Origin of the sequence: Corynebacterium sp. UMB6689 (genome assembly GCF_030215295.1) — a bacterium.
Taxonomy (GTDB): domain Bacteria; phylum Actinomycetota; class Actinomycetes; order Mycobacteriales; family Mycobacteriaceae; genus Corynebacterium; species Corynebacterium aurimucosum.
This window is the reverse complement of record NZ_JASOLS010000004.1, coordinates 76252-92244: the sequence shown is the minus strand read 5'-3', so window position 1 is coordinate 92244 and position 15993 is coordinate 76252. Positions and strand designations below refer to the sequence as shown.

Here is a 15993-nt window from a genome sequence, read left to right as displayed (position 1 = left end):
CCCCTCGGGCACATCAGGGACAACCCTGAGGCCGAAAAATCAGGGCGATTACCGATACCGCAACGAGGCCCCGCACGGCACCATAAAAGTATGACGAAGAACAGCACGCTCAACCAGATGTGGACGACCCGCCCCGTCCGCCTTCCCAAGAAACAGGGCGGTGACGCGCACCTCGCTGGTGTCTGCGAAGGCATCGCGGTGCGCTATCAGCTCGACCCCACGATCGTGCGCGTGGTCTTCGTGGTCGCGTCACTCGCCTTCGGCGGTGGCATCGCCGCCTACCTCGCCGCGTGGGCGCTCATGCCGCGCTTTGGCTCGCCCTACTGCCCGCTCGATGCGGCCTTGGGCAAGGATGGTGTCAAGGAGGAACAAGAGCTCGGCTGGATTCTGATTGTCGGTGTTCTTCTTACTTTTAGCTCCGGCCCACTGTTCCTCAGCGGACAATTCCTCGCCGGACTTCCGCCCGCTGTGTTGACCTTCGGACTGTTGGCGCTGGCGTGGTACGCCCTTCACCAACGCGAACCGCTACCGCCCAGCGGGCTATTGGCCGCCGAGCAGCCGGTGCGCGAGGAACCTGTCAACCTCAACCCTTATACTCCGGCAGACGGCCACCCCTTCCCGCCAGGGCGTAGGACTCCGCCGTCTTGGGATCCACTCGGCGTGGTACCCGATGCCTGGGACCTGCCGGAGCCGGGCCCGCGGGAGGAACCGACAAAGAAGCGCGGTTCGCAGTGGGTCGAGGGCGCGATTGCCCTCGGCGCTGTGGGAACGGCCCTGACGATTGCCTTCCTTGGAGTCACCTTCGTCGCCGAGGCCGACGAGGAGTCCGGTTTCAGCTTCCGCTTTAACGCCGGTGAACAGCACTTTGCCCCCACCCATGAAGAGGAGCTTAAGGAGTACTATGACCTGGGCATCGGCGAATCGACGGTAGACTTCAGCCAGCTCCACGGCCTGAAAGACGAGCACGACGTCACCGTCGACGCCGGCATCGGCGCCGTCGAGGTCATCCTCCCGAAGGACATCCCTGTCTCGCTGACCTGCGATGACGGCCTGGGTGAGAGTAACTGCACCGAACGTCAGGACCCTGACGCGCTGTTGAACATTCACATCGACGCAGGTATCGGCGAGCTTACCGTCACCGGCTAAACTGGCCCACCATGATTCACTTCGGCAACGACTACCACCGCTCCGCTCACCCCCACGTCCTTGATGCCATCGCGGGGGCAGGCGGGGCTTATGCCGGCTACGGCACCGACGAGCTTTGCAACACGGCCGCTGCGCGCATCCGCGCTGCCTGCCAGGCACCGAACGCCGAGGTGCATTTCATGGTCGGTGGCACGCAGGCCAACGCCACCATCATCGCCCACCGGCTGCGCCCCTGGGAAGGTGTTATTGCGGCGGATAGCGGGCACATCGCCACCCATGAGACGGGTGCTATCGAGCACACCGGGCACAAGGTCATCACGCTGCCAAACCAGCTGGGAAAGATCACCGCCGCACAGGTCCGCGCGTGCATGGATGAGTACCGCGCCTCCGGGGTGGAAGAGCACATGCCGGAGCCGGCGCTGGTCTATATCACCCAACCCACTGAGTTTGGCACCACCTACTCCCGCGCCGAACTCGTGGCCCTGCGCGCGGTCTGCGATGAGTACGGGTTGGGCCTGTTTGTCGACGGCGCCCGCCTCGGCTACGGTCTGTCCGCTTCAGATATCACCCTGCCGGACCTGGCCGCGCTTGTCGACGTCTTCACCATCGGCGGCACCAAATGCGGCGCCCTCTTCGGCGAGGCCATCGTCTTCCCCGCGGGTGCTCCGCGCTTTCGCAATGCCATGAAACAAAGCGGTGGCCTGCTGGCTAAGGGCTGGTTGCTCGGCGCGCAATTCGCCGCCCTCTTCAGCGCCCCTCCTACTGTCTCCGCCGACGCGCTCGCTGAGTCGAACGCAACCTGCACTCGCGCTCAAGCAGCCACCCCGGGCAATGAGGTAAACAGCGCTGCAGCAACCACCCTCTACGAACAGATCTGCGCCCGCGCCAACGCCCAGGCCCAGCGCATCGCCGAGGCATTCCGCGCCGCAGGCATCGACATGCTCTTTGACTCCCCCACCAATCAGCAGTTCGCTCTGCTAACCCGCGAGCAGGAAGACAAACTCTCGCAGGACTTCGTGTGTCAGTTCTTCGAAGAACACGAAGGCCTGCGGGTGGTGCGTTTTTGTACGGCGTGGTCGACGGAAGAGGGGGACGTCGATAAGCTCTGCGCTGCGATTTCTGCGCTCAAGTAGCGTGGTTCCCCGGCCTGGTTTAGGCTGTGGGCTATGCAACTGGGGGGTTACATTCAAGCACTAGCGCGCGGGCTGGACGTCGTCGAGCAATGCGCCGGTGTTACGCGCGCGCAGCTGGTTCAGATGGGTGCGCGACCAGATTTCGCGGAGAAGCTGCTGAATCTGCACGCGGTGTATTTCGGGGACACGATGTTCCGCTCCCGGCAGCGCAAGGCACGCCGTACGGGCCACGACGTGTTCACGCTCCTTGAGATTGAGCGCTACTGTTCCAAGCTTAAAGCCCGCAGGGCCTGGGAGCTGCGCCAACTACTGGCTGCTACCCCGCGGGAGAAAATCCCCATGGTGGCGAAGGCCAAGCTCAAAGAATGGCGTCCGCCGAAGGACCCTGCACCGGGCGTGCGGGTGACGCGGCGCGCGGGCCGCAACCACACGCTGAGCATTACGGATTCCTCGCTCAATATTTCCAAGCTGTTGGCCGTGCTCAAGTCCACGGATCAAGATTTGCTCACCGCAGCGCATACCGTGTTCCGCGGCGGCGGTGGTTCCGGCCAGACGCTGCAGTCGAACGTCATCGTGCGCTTGGATGAGCTGGACCGCATCGTCGATGGTGATGGTGAAGAGATCGAACTGCAGCTGACGAATGGCGCGACGATGACGGGTGCGGAGTTCGTGCGCGAAAAGCTTGCCGACGTCGGCCTCATCACCCTCGTCCATCCCCATCACGGCCCCGTGAACCTCTACATGGCGAGCCGCTTTGCCAACTTAAAGCAGCGCCTCGCGCTGTCTGCGGAGCACCCGACGTGCGCGTGGCCGGGATGCAACGCACCCGCCGAGGACTCACAGATTCATCACCTCACCCGCTTCCAAGATGGCGGGCCGACGAATATGGCCAACTTGGTGCCGTTGTGCGCCTACCACAATGCGGTCAATGACGATGACCCGGAAAAGCCCACCGGCCGCGGGCACCTCGACCGCATCGATGGCCGCGTGCACTACCTGCCGCCGTGGGCGGGGCCGCCGATTCCTATCGAGAGCCCGGCTCACCCGCCGCATGCTACTAAACGTACAGCTAATCATGCTCCAGAGAGTAGGGCTGCTCGAACATCCACGGATCCGCCGACATACGGCTCGCCCGGACCGCCTTACGGCTCCGGCCCTGGGGCGCCGCCGCGTAACTCCGGCGAGCCTCCGAACCGCCCAACGAGCTCCTCCGGCCCGTAGAGCCTCGCCCCTGGGCTCGGGGGCGATACTGCTCCGCAGGCTCACCAGTCCCCGACACCCTACGACAAGCAGCCGCTTTACCAGCCGCTCGCTGAGAAAATTCGCTCGGCGTGCGGCTACTCGCGCGCGCGTTATAGAGGTATGCGTATTAGTGCTGTGCGACGTACAGGCTGGAGCTTGTAGCGGTCAACCTGGAGGGTACGCAGGAGCCTAGCACCCCCATCTGCGCCAATCCGCAGCGTTGAATGCCGAGACCAAAAACGGGGAACGCGGCCGCGCCCCGTTGGTTAGAGGCACGGCCGCGCTACGCAGCGTCGGGGAGTTTGCTTCCCTTCGCGCTTTGAGCACTACGCTATCTCGCTGAGAACGCCGCTGCACTGATGCAGTGCTTGTTCCAGTATCTTTCGGCAGTGTTTATTCCCACTCGATGGTTCCCGGCGGCTTCGAGGTTACGTCGAGCACCACGCGGTTGACTTCCTTGACCTCGTTGGTGATGCGGGTGGAGATCTTCTCCAGCACGTCGTACGGCAGGCGGGTCCAGTCCGCGGTCATGGCGTCCTCGGAGGACACTGGGCGCAGGACGATCGGGTGGCCATAGGTGCGGCCGTCGCCTTGGACGCCGACGGAGCGGACGTCGGCAAGCAGCACCACCGGGCACTGCCAGATCTCGCCGTCCAGGCCAGCGTTGGTCAGCTCGGTACGCGCGATGAGGTCCGCCTGGCGCAGCGTCTCCAGACGCTCCTCGGTGACCTCGCCGATGATGCGGATACCCAGGCCCGGGCCCGGGAAAGGCTGGCGCGCCACGATTTCCTCCGGCAGGCCCAGCTCGCGGCCAACCGCACGGACCTCATCCTTGAAGAGCAGGCGCAGCGGCTCGACGAGCTCGAACTCGACGTCGTCAGGCAGGCCGCCCACGTTGTGGTGGGACTTAATATTCGCAGTACCGTCACCACCGCCGGACTCCACCACGTCCGGGTACAGCGTGCCCTGCACCAAGAACGCGGCATCCTGGCCGTCCAGAGCCTGGTCGACGGCGCGCTCGAAGGAACGGATGAACTCCGCACCGATGGCCTTACGCTTGGCCTCTGGCTCGGTCACACCGGCCAGCTTGTTGAGGAAGGCCTCGCGCTCATCCACGGTGATGAGCTTGGCGCCAGTCGACGCCACGAAGTCCTTCTCCACCTGCTCACGCTCACCCGCGCGCAGCAGGCCGTGGTCAACGAAGACACAAGTCAAACGGTCACCGATAGCGCGCTGCACGAGGGCTGCGGCTACGGCGGAATCCACGCCACCGGACAGGCCGCAGATTGCACGGCCTTCCTCACCGATCTGCTCGCGCACATCGTTGATGAGCTGCTCCGCAATGTTCTCTGCGGTCCAGTTCTGCTCCAAACCTGCTACCTCAGTCAAAAAGCGCGTGAGCACCTCCTGGCCGTACGGCGAGTGAAGGACTTCCGGGTGATACTGCACGCCGGCCATCTGCTTGGACAGGCACTCGAAGGCTGCCACGGGAGCGCCTTCCGACGACGCGGTCACCTCAAAGCCCTCCGGGGCTTCAGTGACCGAATCGCCGTGAGACATCCACACCTTGTGGGTGTCCTCCAGGCCCTTGTGCAGCACGCCGCCGGACACGGTCATGTCCGTGCGGCCGTACTCGCGGGCACCAGTGGAGGCCACGGTGCCGCCCAGGGCTTGGGTCATGGACTGGAAGCCGTAGCAGATACCAAAGACCGGGATGCCGAGCTCGAGCAGCTCCGGCTTCAGAGCAGGGGCGCCGTCCGCGTATACGGAGGACGGGCCACCGGAGAGGATCAGCGCGGCCGGGTTCTTGGCCTTGATGTCCTCCACGGAGGCAGAGTTGGGGACAACCTCGGAGTAGATGTTGGCCTCACGCACGCGCCGGGCGATGAGCTGCGCGTACTGGGCGCCAAAGTCCACCACGAGGACAGGACGCGGGGTTGCATTTGGGTTAGTCACGGTCATCAGTTTAACGCAAGAACCCGCGCCCTAGACCGCAGGGAGAGGTCCAAAATCTTTAGCGGTGGCAGCCGCCTTGCCCAATGCCGCCCGAAACGCCCGCAGAGCGGGGTGCCCCTCGCGTCCAGCACGCACCGCTGTGTAGAGCGTGCGGGTGGGATTACCAGGCAAAGCAACCACACGTACGCCTTCGATCTCCTCAAGAAAAAGGTCCGAAATCACCGCCACCGCGTGGCCCGTGCGCACCAAGTGCGCGTGCAAGAAGGGATCCGGGGTTTCATAGAGCACGCTGGGGTTAAAACCATGCCGGCGGCACAGACGGTGGACGAAGCGCCCCAATAAAAACTCCTCCGGGTCCATGGCAAAAGGGATTTCGCCATCGAACGCTGCAAAATCCTCTAAGCGCAGTGTGTTCCAGGGGCCGGTGAGTGGGGTGATGAGGCGTAGGGGGTCGTCGAGAAGCAGCTCCCGGTGGGTGTGCTCATCCGTGGCGGGCATGTCCGACTCATACTCTTCACCCAGGATGAGGTCCACCTCCCGGCGCGCCAGCAGCTCCATCGCGCCATCGGCTTCGCGCTGGATGATCTGCACGCGCAGGTCCGGGTACTCCCTGGCTAGCTCCGTCAGCGCCCGCGGGACCAGCGAGGACATGATGGTCTGAAACGTCGTGACCTTGATCGTGCCACGCACCGCGTTGGTGGATGCAATGACCTGTGACTCGGCCTCATCCGCCAAGGCGAGCATCCGCTCAGCATAAGACGCAAGGATTTTCCCCTGCTCCGTCAAACGCACTCGCCGGCCGACTTTCTCATAGAGCGCCACGCCTATTTCTTTTTCACACTGTGCCAGTTGTTGGGAGATGGCCGAGTGCGTATACCGCAGCGATTCCGCCACGGCAGTGACGGTGCCGAGGCGTTGCAGCTCATAAAGAATGCGCAGACGGTGCAGATCCAACATGACAGAATCCCTAACAGGTACGTGTTAAAAACTGTAGATAGACTAACAGTTCTTCCCACCCCACAATGGACTGCATGACCAATCCCCTTGCCGTTCTGTGCGTCATCGGCTCGTGCATTTCAATCCAGCTCGGAGCGAGCCTCGCCATCCAGCTTTTCCCCATCGGCGGGCCCTGGGGCACCGCTTCGCTGCGTTTACTCTTCGCCGCCGTGATTCTGCTCGCCATTGCGCGACCGCGCGTGCGCACGTGGAGCCGTGAGAAGTGGATCTCCGCGAGCATTTTCGGACTCACGCTGGGCCTGATGAACGGATTCTTCTATGCCGGCATCGAGCTTGTTGCGTTAGGTCCTGCCGTGACCATCGAGTTCCTCGGCCCGCTACTGCTGGCGGCGTGCCTCTCACGCTCGCTTCGCGACGCCACCTGCGTCGCCCTCGCCCTTCTCGGCATGGGTCTGATGGGCCTGGACTCCTTCAACGGAGCTCCCCTCAACCTGCGAGGTGTGTTCTTCTTGCTGTGTGCCGGCGCGATGTGGGCCGCCTACATACTGGCCAGTAAGAAGGCCGGCGCGCTCTTTAGCGGCCAAGATGGTTTGGCCGTGGCCTTCCTCATCGGTGGCTTGGTGCTCCTGCCAGTGGGTGGGCGCGGGGCGGTGGCTTTGGCCAGCGATCCTTCGCTACTGCTGCTTGCTCTGGGCACGGGCGTGCTGGCCTCGCTCATCCCCTACTCGTTGGAATTCCTTGCGCTGCGCAAGCTTGCCCCCAACGTCTTTTCCATCCTGATCGCTTTGGAGCCCGTCTTCGCCGCATTCTTTGGCTGGCTCCTGCTCTCCCAGAACGTGTCCCAGCTCAAGCTGGCGGCCATCGGGCTGGTCGTGGTGGCCTCGGTGCTACAAACCATGGCACCGGCGCGCGGGCGCGTGGTATTCCGCAAGGTGGCACTGCGCCCACGCCGCCTGAAAAAGCCCCGCCTGCTGTTGTTTCAGAAGCCGCGCAACTGCAGCTGCAACTCCAACGTGGAAGCACCATCGGTGCTCAACCCCGCAGAGCGCTAAGCCAGGACACGAGCCGCCAAGACAGCGAAGTAGATCGAAGCTTTGTCGATCACCGCAGTGTTCCTCCGGCAGTCGGCTGCCCCGACGGGTAGCCGCACCTACAGGCAGCCGCTCCCGCCGGTGGCCGCGCGTACGGGCAGCCGCGCCTGCGCACAGCTGCGTCCGCAGCACTAACGGACGGCCAGACCAACCTTCTGGAAGGACTTCAAATCCGTGTAGCCGCACTTTGCCATGGCGCGCTTGAGTCCACCGACCAAGTTGAGCTCACCCAGCGGCTCGTTGGACGGGCCATGGAGCACGACCTCCAAGGAAGGCGCACCCGCTGAGGCATCCTCGGCGGCGCCAGAAGTTGCGTTGCCAGAAACGTCGGTGCCCGAAACATCGGCGCCAAAAGTGCCGGTGCCCAGGAGGGAATTGGCCACGCCAATCGGCTCAATGAGGCCGCGCGGGAAACGCGGGTGGCCGGCCGTGGACGGCCAGTACCAGCCCTTGCCACCAGCCTCCGCCGCGCGAGCCAGGACTGGCCCGAGCACGACCCCATCAGCGCCACAGGCAATGGCCTTGGCGATGTCTGCGGAGGTGAAGATGTCGCCGTCGGCAAGCACGTGCACGTAGCGGCCCTCGGTCTCATCCAGGTAGTCGCGGCGTGCGGCCGCAACATCCGCGATGGTCGTCGCCATGGGGATATCAATACCTACGGTCTCCGGGTTGGTGTTCACACCGGCGCCGACGATGATGCCCGCAGCGCCCGCGCGCATGAGGTGCAGCGCCGTGGTGTAATCCGCCACGCCACCAGCCACCACCGGGGTATCCAGCGAGCCGATGAACTCCTTCAAGTTGAGCGGCTCGCCGCCAGTCTGCACGTGCTCGGCGGAAATCAAAGTGCCGTGGATGAACAGCAACTCCGCGCCGGCCTTAATAACCACGGGCGCCAGCTCGCGGGCGTGCTGCGGGGAGACGCGCACGGCCACGGTCACGCCGGAATCGCGCACCTGCGCGATGCGCTCTGCCAGCAACTCCTCATTCAGGGGTGCTGCGTGCAGCTCCTGCAGCGTGGACAGGTCGCCGAAGTTCTCCGTCACGCGGGCAATCGCGCCTTCCAAATCCTCGTGACGGCCCCACAGGCCTTCGGCATTGATGACGCCTAGACCGCCCTGTTTGCCCATCTCGATAACAAATTCGGGTGTGGCCAGCGCATCAGTCGGCGCCGAAACGAACGGCACGTCGAAGGTGTAGGCATCGATGTGCCATGAGGTGTCCACGTCCTTGGAGGAACGGGTGCGGCGAGTCGGCACCAGGGAAATCTGGTTCAAGTCATAGGTGCGGCGGGCCTCGCGGCCCACGCCGATTTCTACGTAATCGCGCATTCTTAGTCCTTAGCGGTAGTTCGGAGCTTCGACGATCTGCTGAAGGTGGTGCGGGTGAGACTCCTTAAGGCCCGCAGCGGTGATCTGGACAAACTGCTTGGTCTTGAGCTCAGCCAGGTTAGCGGAGCCGGTGTAGCCCATGGAAGCGCGCAGGCCGCCCACGATCTGGTGAACGATGGCATCAATATCACCGCGGAAAGGCACGCGTCCCTCCACGCCTTCTGGCACCAGCTTGTCCTCACTCTTGACGTCGGCCTGGAAGTAGCGGTCCTTGGAGTAGGAGCGCTTCTCGCCCGTCAGGCCGCGGCCCTGCATGGCACCCATGGAACCCATTCCGCGGTAACGCTTGTACTGCTTGCCCTGGACCACAACGATGTCACCCGGTGCCTCCGTGGTACCGGCCAGCATGGAGCCCAGCATGACGGCATCGGCGCCGGCCGCCAGGGCCTTGGCGACGTCACCGGAGTACTGCATGCCGCCGTCACCAATAACCGGCACACCCGCCGGACCTGCCACGGCGGCGGCCTCCATGATGGCGGTGATCTGCGGGGCACCTACACCCGCCACAACGCGCGTGGTGCAAATGGAACCCGGTCCGATGCCGACCTTGATGGCGTCGGCGCCGGCCTCAATCATGTCGCGTGCAGCAGCACGGGTGGCCAGGTTGCCACCGATGACGTCAATGCGGTCACCAAAATCCTTCTGCACGCGGGAGACCATCTCCAGCACGCGGTTGTTGTGGGCGTGGGCGGAGTCGACGACGAGGACGTCTACGCCGGCGTCGACAAGCTGGCCTGCGCGCTGGTAGGACTCCTCACCGGTACCGATGCCCGCCGCCACGAGAAGGCGCCCGGAAGCATCCTTGGAGGCGTTGGGGAATTGCTCGGTCTTGACAAAGTCCTTGACGGTAATGAGGCCGACGAGCTTGTTCTCATCATCAACGATGGGCAGCTTCTCCACCTTGTTGGCGGACAGCAGCTCCAGCGCCTCTTCCTTGCTGACGCCTTCCTTGGCCACGACTAGCGGCATCGGGGTCATGATCTCGGAAACCTTGCGGGAGAAATCCGGCTCGAAGCGCATGTCACGGTTAGTGCAGATGCCCACGAGGGTGCCTTGCTTATCGACGACCGGCAGGCCCGAAATCCGGTACCGCGCGCACAGCGTGTCTACCTCGTCGATAGTCATGTCCGGGGTGGCCGTGACCGGGTCGGTGACCATGCCGGACTCGGAGCGCTTCACAATCTCTACTTGCTGAGCCTGCTCCTCTGCGGAAAGGTTGCGGTGCAGGACGCCGATGCCGCCCTGACGCGCCATGCCGATGGCCATGCGGGCCTCGGTCACCGTATCCATCGCGGCGGAAGCCAGAGGCACGCCGAGGCGAATGTTGCGGGTGAACTGCGCCGAGGTATCCACCTCGGAGGGAACGACGTTGGATTCTGCGGGAAGCAGCAGAACATCATCAAAAGTAAGGCCGTAGAGTGCAATCTTGTCGGGGTTGTCTCCGCCGGTGTGGACGTGGCTCATGAGGGTGGGGCTCTCCTAAACTGACCAGATAGTTGTATGCGGTAGCCCTCACTGTAGTGCGTGGACGCCCCGTAGTGGTAGCCGTGGGTATAGAAAAAGTCTCTATAGGGAATTGCCTTGCGCGCACGGAGTCAATAGGCTCGCAGACGTGAACTTTTTCGCCAACATGCCCCGCGATCCCTTCGCGGACGACCCGAACGACCCAGCTTCCTTCCTCGAGGAGGATGAGCACGTCGAGCCGCTGTCTGAGGAGGACCGTCTCGCCGTCATTCATGATCTGGCCATGGTCCAAGAGTTTGCGCGTGTTTTGAGCCCGCGCGGCATCGACGGCATCTTCTTTTTCTGCGAGGACTGCGAAGAAAACCACTTCTACGAGTGGGACATTATGGCCTCCAACATGCAGGCTACGCTGGCAGGCCAGCTCGCCCCCGTGCACGAGCCGGGTGCCGAGCCGGATCCGATGCGCTATGTTCCGTGGGATTATGCGGTGGGTTACCTCGACGGTATGGATTCGCGCTACTAGCGCGGCTGAAGTACCGCGCAGCTCAACGACAAGAACCTCTTTCCTCCTGGTGTGGGAGGAAAGAGGTTCTTTGTGGTTTTATTGCTGGAACTGCGGCGGCGGGAGCTGACCGTTATCCCCAGCGCCATCCGAGTTGTCATTCTGCGGTGGCGTCGCCTGCTCTCCACCACTCGGCTGACTTGGCTCCGGCTGGTTCTGCGTCGGCGGCTCCAGTGGGTTACCTGCCGATACCGTACGTGTCACCACGACGGTAGAGACCGCAGTCTCGGTCTGCGTGACGGTCTCCGGCTCCGGTGGCTTCTGCTCCTCTACAGGGGCGGGCTTCTCCACCGTCTGCGTCTGCGTCACCGTGGTGCGGGGCTGTTGTTTCGTCGTACTCGGGGACTCCGCCTCGCGTTCCCGCTTGGCCTGATCCACCATCTTCCGGGCTTCTTCAAGCAGCTGACGGGTGCCGTCCATATCGCCCTCAGCGGAACGCCTCTCCATTTCATCGAGTGTTCCGGCGAGCTCGACCACAGACACATCGTGCTCGTCTGCGCCGAAGAGCGACTGGTTCACGCCATACAGCGGGGAACCCGGTCCGGCGTTGACCACCACAGCTCCGGTACCTGCAATGAGCAGCGTAGCTGCGGCCGCTCCAATGAGGCCGTGTATGAATGGCTTGCTCCGACGGCGACGTGCCGCGCCGAGGGAAATAACCTCCGGCTCCTCCTCCGCGCCTTCGATGAGGGGGGCCGGGGGCATCTGCTTTTCGACGTCCCCGCGCAACTCCAGCAGAAGACCCGCCAACTCATCACTGCCATCGGAGGGATCCGTTCCTTCGGAGAGAGTGGTGAGGAATGCATCATCATCGACCAAAGGCTGCAGCTGCTCAGCGACACCCTGCTGAGGCTGGTCCTTTTTTACCATGATGTCCTCCCTTCCTTATTAGTAAAATTTTAATTTGTCGGTGCCAAGTACCGATGGCTCACTGCTAGCTCTGGGCTAGCCCAACTACTGGTTCACGCTGCTGGTTCACGACGTCTCGTGCGAATCGAGGGATTTGCGCAATTGCGCAAGTGCACGATGTTGCGCCACGCGGACTGCGCCAGGGGTAGACTCCACAATTTCCGCAGTCTCCTCTGCCGACAGCCCCACGAACACACGCAAGATGATAATGTCCCGGGCCTTGTCACTTAACGTATCGAGCATTGCCCGCACTCTGTTACTACCGTCTACTTCAAGGGCGGATTCTTCGGGGGTAGCGTCCTGAGCGGCGTCTTCCGGAAGGTCTTCCGTCGGGTGGGTGTGGTCGCGGCTGAGGGCCCGGTGAGCGTCGGTCACCTTGTGGGCAGCGATGCCATACACATAGGCCATAAACGGGCGGCCCTTGTCCTTGTACGTGCCAATCGACGTCGCCACCGCCAAGCAGATCTCTTGTGCCACATCCTCCGCCGTGGGCTGGCGGTGACCGCCAATGCGTGCGCGGCAATAGCGCAGGACCTGCGGGTGAATGATGCGCATGATGCGCTGCAGGGCACGGCGGCTACCGTCGACGGCTAGCGGAACGAGGTCCGCTAGTTCCTTATCGCTGTCGCGCTTCGCCGCTGTGGAGGAGCCGCCTGCGCCTGTAGCATGTGTAGCCACTGCCATCCTTGCTCTTCTGCTTTGTGCTCTTCTGCCTAAAGTCTTTTCTGAATGAATTCGTTTAATTCATTACTACATATTCTGCATGAACATCATGTCATAACCATTTGGCGAAACCCGAAACGACGGGTCCATTCCCCGGCTTTTGAGCTGTGATAAAAAAGTTCATTCATCGTTCATCTTAACCTTAAATGCAGGTCATACTGGGTAAACGTGAGGAATTTCGGCTCGTTACACCTGCATGTCAGCAATGCTTAACGCGCCGTTTACCAAGGGAAGACACACTTCTATCTCGTCTTACTTCGCCCTAGCACTCACGGGACCATCTCCCGTGTTGAGTCGCGCTTACAGCACGCCTCGCGCTTGGAAACTCTATCTTTGACGAATAAGGAGAATCGAACGTGTCTCAGCCTTTCCTGCTCCCCGGGCCCAATACGGACTTCTGGGATTGGCAGCTACACGGCGCTTGCCGTGGGGAAAACTCTGACGTGTTCTACCACCCAGACGGCGAGCGCGGTCGCGCCCGCGCCCAGCGCGAAAACCGCGCCAAGGCTATTTGCCACACCTGCCCAGTCATCGAATTGTGCCGCGAACACGCCCTCGCATCCGGCGAGCCCTATGGCGTGTGGGGCGGCATGAGCGAATCCGAGCGCGTCGTTGCCTTGCGCTCGCGCCGCACCCACGCGACCGTCGGCGCCTAGTCCGCCCTCCCCCAGCCATGGCGTTAAGCAGGCTGCGCTGATATCCAGCAGCCGGCAACTGGCGGCCGGTAGAAGCTGCCAGTTCTACAGCACCTGCGCTAGGTAGTGGGCGGGCAACGTGTCCTTGTCGAGGAACTCGCACGGCGGGCAGGCCGCCACGACCTCGCCGCCGGAGAGCATCGAGAGCTACTGCCCCAACGTCAGGTAGCCCAGCCCCAAATCCAGGGCTGTCGCCAACCAGCGCAACGGGGCCACGGCAAGGGGTGAGTTGATGGTACGGAGCCATGCGGCGGCGTCGGCAAGCTCCATATCGCAGACCTCCGCGATGGAGACGCCGTTGAGGTAGGACTCCCGCTCGTGCTGCGCCAAGCACGTACCCTGGCTGGGCAGTCCACAAAGACCACTGCGCGCTCGACAAAGGCACGCATATGCTTCTGTAGGGACGCTCAACACGTTCCCGCGTGACCAGCCCCATGTAACTCATGTTGACGCCGCCGACCTTGGTCTCATACAGGTTGCACTTTTGTTCCTCGGTAAAGCCCTGGCCCGGCACGTCGGCCGGATACAACCCGGGCTCGGCGTAGGCGCGCCACATCCACGAGTCCACCTTCATGCCGGGGTACATGATGGCGCCGTCGTTGAGGGACAGGGACTCATCGACGAGCTGGCGCTTGTCGACGTCCCCCCCACCTCGCCCCTGCCCTCACACCGCGGGCACATGCCGCCGGTGCGCTCGAAGCGACGAACTTCCTTGGCTCCATTGACCTCGATAGCGCCCTGACCGAAGGCGGAAGGAACGTTGAAGGAATAAGTTGCGGGCCCGCCCGCGCGGGGTTCTGCCAGGCGGGAGAAAAGCACGCGCAGGTGCCCGGTGATGTCGGTGGCGGTGATGAATTCTTGTTCCACGGCTCCACAGTCTCATAACGGGGCGGAGATTCCCGCCCCACGGCAAAGGCCCGCCTCCCCGCGATGGATGCGGGCGGCGGGCCTTCCTTATGGCCACGCGGGGAGCCACCGCTCCCTGCGGGAATTCCTTATGGCTACGCGGGAACCCTTGTGACTATGCGGGAACCCTTGTGGCTACGCGGGAATCCTTGTGGCTATGCGGGAAACGTAGGTTTCCCGCGTGCACGTTTAGTGCGCGTGCGCGTGTCCAGCCTGAGCCGGCTCTTCCTCGGCGGGCTTCTCCACGACGGAAGCCTCGGTGGTGAGCACCATGCGGGCCACGGAGGCGGCGTTAACCACGGCGGAGTGGGTGACCTTTACCGGGTCGATGATGCCCTGCTCCAGCAGGTTGCCGTACTCCAGGGTGGCGGCGTTGAAGCCTTCACCGTTGGCCTGCTCGGCAACGCGGGCGACGACGACGGAACCATCCAGGCCGGCGTTCTCAGCGATCCAGTAGGCCGGGCGGGTCAGCGCACGGGCCACAGCCTGCACGCCAATCTTGGCCTCGCCCTCGAAGCCCTCGGCAAAGGCCTTGAGCTCCTGGGAGATCTGAACCAGTGCGGAGCCGCCGCCGGCGATAACGCCTTCTTCAACGGCCGCGCGGGCGGCGTTGATGGCATCCTCGACGCGCAGCTTGCGCTCATTGACCTCGGTCTCGGTAGCGGCACCAACGCGGATGACGGCAACACCGCCAGACAGCTTGGCCAGGCGCTCCTCGAGCTTCTCCTTATCCCAGGTGGAATCGGTGCGCTCGATCTCGCGCCGGATCTGCTCGCGGCGCTCCTCGACGGCCTCAGCAGTACCTGCACCATCCACAATCACGGTGTCCTCCTTAGACACGGTGACGCGACGTGCAGAACCGAGAACCTCTGGGCCGACCTCCTTAAGGTTGATACCAACCTCCGGGTCGACGACGGTCGCGCCGGTGACAACAGCCAGGTCATCCATGAAGCCCTTGCGGCGCTCGCCGAAGTACGGCGACTTCACGGCGGCGACCTTGAGGACCTTACGGATGGAGTTCACGACGAGCGCCTGCAGCGGCTCGCCCTCGATGTCCTCAGCGATGATCAGCGTCGGGCGCGAGGACTCCGCGATCTTCTCCAGCAGCGGCAGGAAGTCCGGCAGGGAGGAGATCTTGTTGCGGACGAGGAGAATTGCGGCGTCGTCAAGCACGGCGTTGTAGGTCTCCTCCTCCGTCGCAAAGTACGGGGAGAGGTAGCCCTTGTCGAAGGAAATGCCCTCGGTCACGTCCACGGTGGACTCGATGGTTTGGGACTCCTCGACGGTCACGACGCCGTCCTTGCCCACCTTGTCCATCGCGCCGGCAACCATCTCGCCGACCTCCGCATCGCGGGAGGACACGGTAGCAACCTGGGAGATTTCCGCGGAGGAGTTCACCGGGGTGGCGCGCTTCTTGAGCTCCTCGACGACCTTTTCAGCGGCCGCCTCGATGCCCTTGTTGAGCTCCACCGGGTTAGCACCGGCGGCAACGTTGCGCAGGCCCTCGAAGACGAGTGCCTGGGCCAGCAAGGTCGCGGTGGTGGTACCGTCACCGGCGATGTCGTTGGTCTTGACGGCCACGGACTTCACCAGCTGGGCGCCGAGGTTCTCAAAAGGATCGTCGAGATCAATGTCGCGGGCGATGGTGACGCCGTCATTCGTGACGGTCGGGCCACCAAAAGCCTTAGACAGCACGACGTTGCGGCCGCGGGGGCCGAGGGTGACCTTGACGGCGTCGGCCAGCGTGTCTACACCGCGCTGGATGCCCTCGCGGGCCTCCTGGTCAAATGCAATCAGCTTTGGCATAGGGTTAATCGCCTA

15 protein-coding genes are annotated in these 15993 nt (G+C 63.3%); 6 read left to right on the top strand and 9 right to left on the bottom strand.

The window, feature by feature from the left end:
• Positions 1-90: 90 nt before the first annotated feature.
• From QP363_RS03385 to QP363_RS03375, 3 genes are read left to right on the top strand one after another with little or no spacing between them, the layout of a single operon-like run.
• Positions 91-1146, top strand: a complete 1056-nt coding sequence (locus tag QP363_RS03385) for a PspC domain-containing protein (protein ID WP_284762762.1) — start codon at positions 91-93, stop codon at positions 1144-1146.
• An 11-nt stretch (positions 1147-1157) separates the two neighbouring features.
• On the top strand, positions 1158-2279 hold the full coding sequence (locus tag QP363_RS03380; protein WP_284762760.1) for a low specificity L-threonine aldolase: 1122 nt from the start codon (positions 1158-1160) through the stop codon (positions 2277-2279).
• A 33-nt stretch (positions 2280-2312) separates the two neighbouring features.
• Entirely contained in the window at positions 2313-3500 is a 1188-nt protein-coding gene (locus tag QP363_RS03375) for an HNH endonuclease signature motif containing protein (RefSeq protein WP_284762759.1), read from the top strand.
• Between the two features lie 414 nt (positions 3501-3914).
• Here the strand turns inward: QP363_RS03375 and guaA are convergent, their stop codons facing one another.
• On the bottom strand, positions 3915-5483 hold the full coding sequence (gene guaA, locus QP363_RS03370) for a glutamine-hydrolyzing GMP synthase (RefSeq protein WP_070717825.1): 1569 nt from the start codon (positions 5481-5483) through the stop codon (positions 3915-3917).
• A 24-nt stretch (positions 5484-5507) separates the two neighbouring features.
• A complete protein-coding gene (locus tag QP363_RS03365) occupies positions 5508-6434 on the bottom strand; it encodes a LysR family transcriptional regulator (RefSeq protein WP_284762758.1) in 927 nt (308 codons plus the stop codon).
• 74 nt (positions 6435-6508) lie between these two features.
• Between QP363_RS03365 and QP363_RS03360 the strand changes: the two genes are divergently transcribed.
• The gene (locus QP363_RS03360; RefSeq protein ID WP_284762757.1) at positions 6509-7486 is read left to right on the top strand and encodes a DMT family transporter; all 978 of its coding nucleotides are present in this window, start codon (positions 6509-6511) and stop codon (positions 7484-7486) included.
• Positions 7487-7656: 170 nt separating this feature from the next.
• Here the strand turns inward: QP363_RS03360 and QP363_RS03355 are convergent, their stop codons facing one another.
• Positions 7657-8853: a GuaB3 family IMP dehydrogenase-related protein gene (locus tag QP363_RS03355; RefSeq protein ID WP_070446489.1), complete on the bottom strand. Its 1197-nt coding sequence runs from the start codon at positions 8851-8853 to the stop codon at positions 7657-7659.
• Between the two features lie 9 nt (positions 8854-8862).
• Positions 8863-10377 carry an IMP dehydrogenase gene (gene guaB / locus QP363_RS03350; RefSeq protein ID WP_070446490.1) on the bottom strand — a complete coding sequence of 505 codons (1515 nt, stop codon included), beginning with the start codon at positions 10375-10377 and terminating at the stop codon, positions 8863-8865.
• 148 nt (positions 10378-10525) lie between these two features.
• Between guaB and QP363_RS03345 the strand changes: the two genes are divergently transcribed.
• Positions 10526-10900 (top strand): DUF5319 domain-containing protein, encoded by a 375-nt coding sequence (locus QP363_RS03345; protein ID WP_010189463.1) that lies wholly within the window; start codon positions 10526-10528, stop codon positions 10898-10900.
• A gap of 78 nt (positions 10901-10978) precedes the next feature.
• On the opposite strand, the gene QP363_RS03340 is transcribed toward QP363_RS03345, so the two are convergent.
• A complete protein-coding gene (locus QP363_RS03340) occupies positions 10979-11809 on the bottom strand; it encodes a hypothetical protein (RefSeq protein ID WP_284762756.1) in 831 nt (276 codons plus the stop codon).
• 105 nt (positions 11810-11914) lie between these two features.
• A complete protein-coding gene (locus QP363_RS03335) occupies positions 11915-12532 on the bottom strand; it encodes a sigma-70 family RNA polymerase sigma factor (protein WP_070446495.1) in 618 nt (205 codons plus the stop codon).
• A gap of 395 nt (positions 12533-12927) precedes the next feature.
• Here QP363_RS03335 and QP363_RS03330 point away from each other — a divergent pair, with 395 nt between their 5' ends.
• Positions 12928-13227 carry a WhiB family transcriptional regulator gene (locus QP363_RS03330; RefSeq protein ID WP_070446497.1) on the top strand — a complete coding sequence of 100 codons (300 nt, stop codon included), beginning with the start codon at positions 12928-12930 and terminating at the stop codon, positions 13225-13227.
• A 186-nt stretch (positions 13228-13413) separates the two neighbouring features.
• On the opposite strand, the gene QP363_RS03325 is transcribed toward QP363_RS03330, so the two are convergent.
• The 3 genes from QP363_RS03325 to groL form a co-directional block, all read right to left on the bottom strand.
• The gene (locus QP363_RS03325) at positions 13414-13596 is read right to left on the bottom strand and encodes a hypothetical protein (protein WP_284762755.1); all 183 of its coding nucleotides are present in this window, start codon (positions 13594-13596) and stop codon (positions 13414-13416) included.
• Between the two features lie 240 nt (positions 13597-13836).
• On the bottom strand, positions 13837-14133 hold the full coding sequence (locus QP363_RS03320) for a hypothetical protein (RefSeq protein ID WP_284762754.1): 297 nt from the start codon (positions 14131-14133) through the stop codon (positions 13837-13839).
• 228 nt (positions 14134-14361) lie between these two features.
• Positions 14362-15978 carry a chaperonin GroEL gene (gene groL / locus QP363_RS03315; RefSeq protein ID WP_070644420.1) on the bottom strand — a complete coding sequence of 539 codons (1617 nt, stop codon included), beginning with the start codon at positions 15976-15978 and terminating at the stop codon, positions 14362-14364.
• Between the last annotated feature and the right edge of the window lie 15 nt (positions 15979-15993).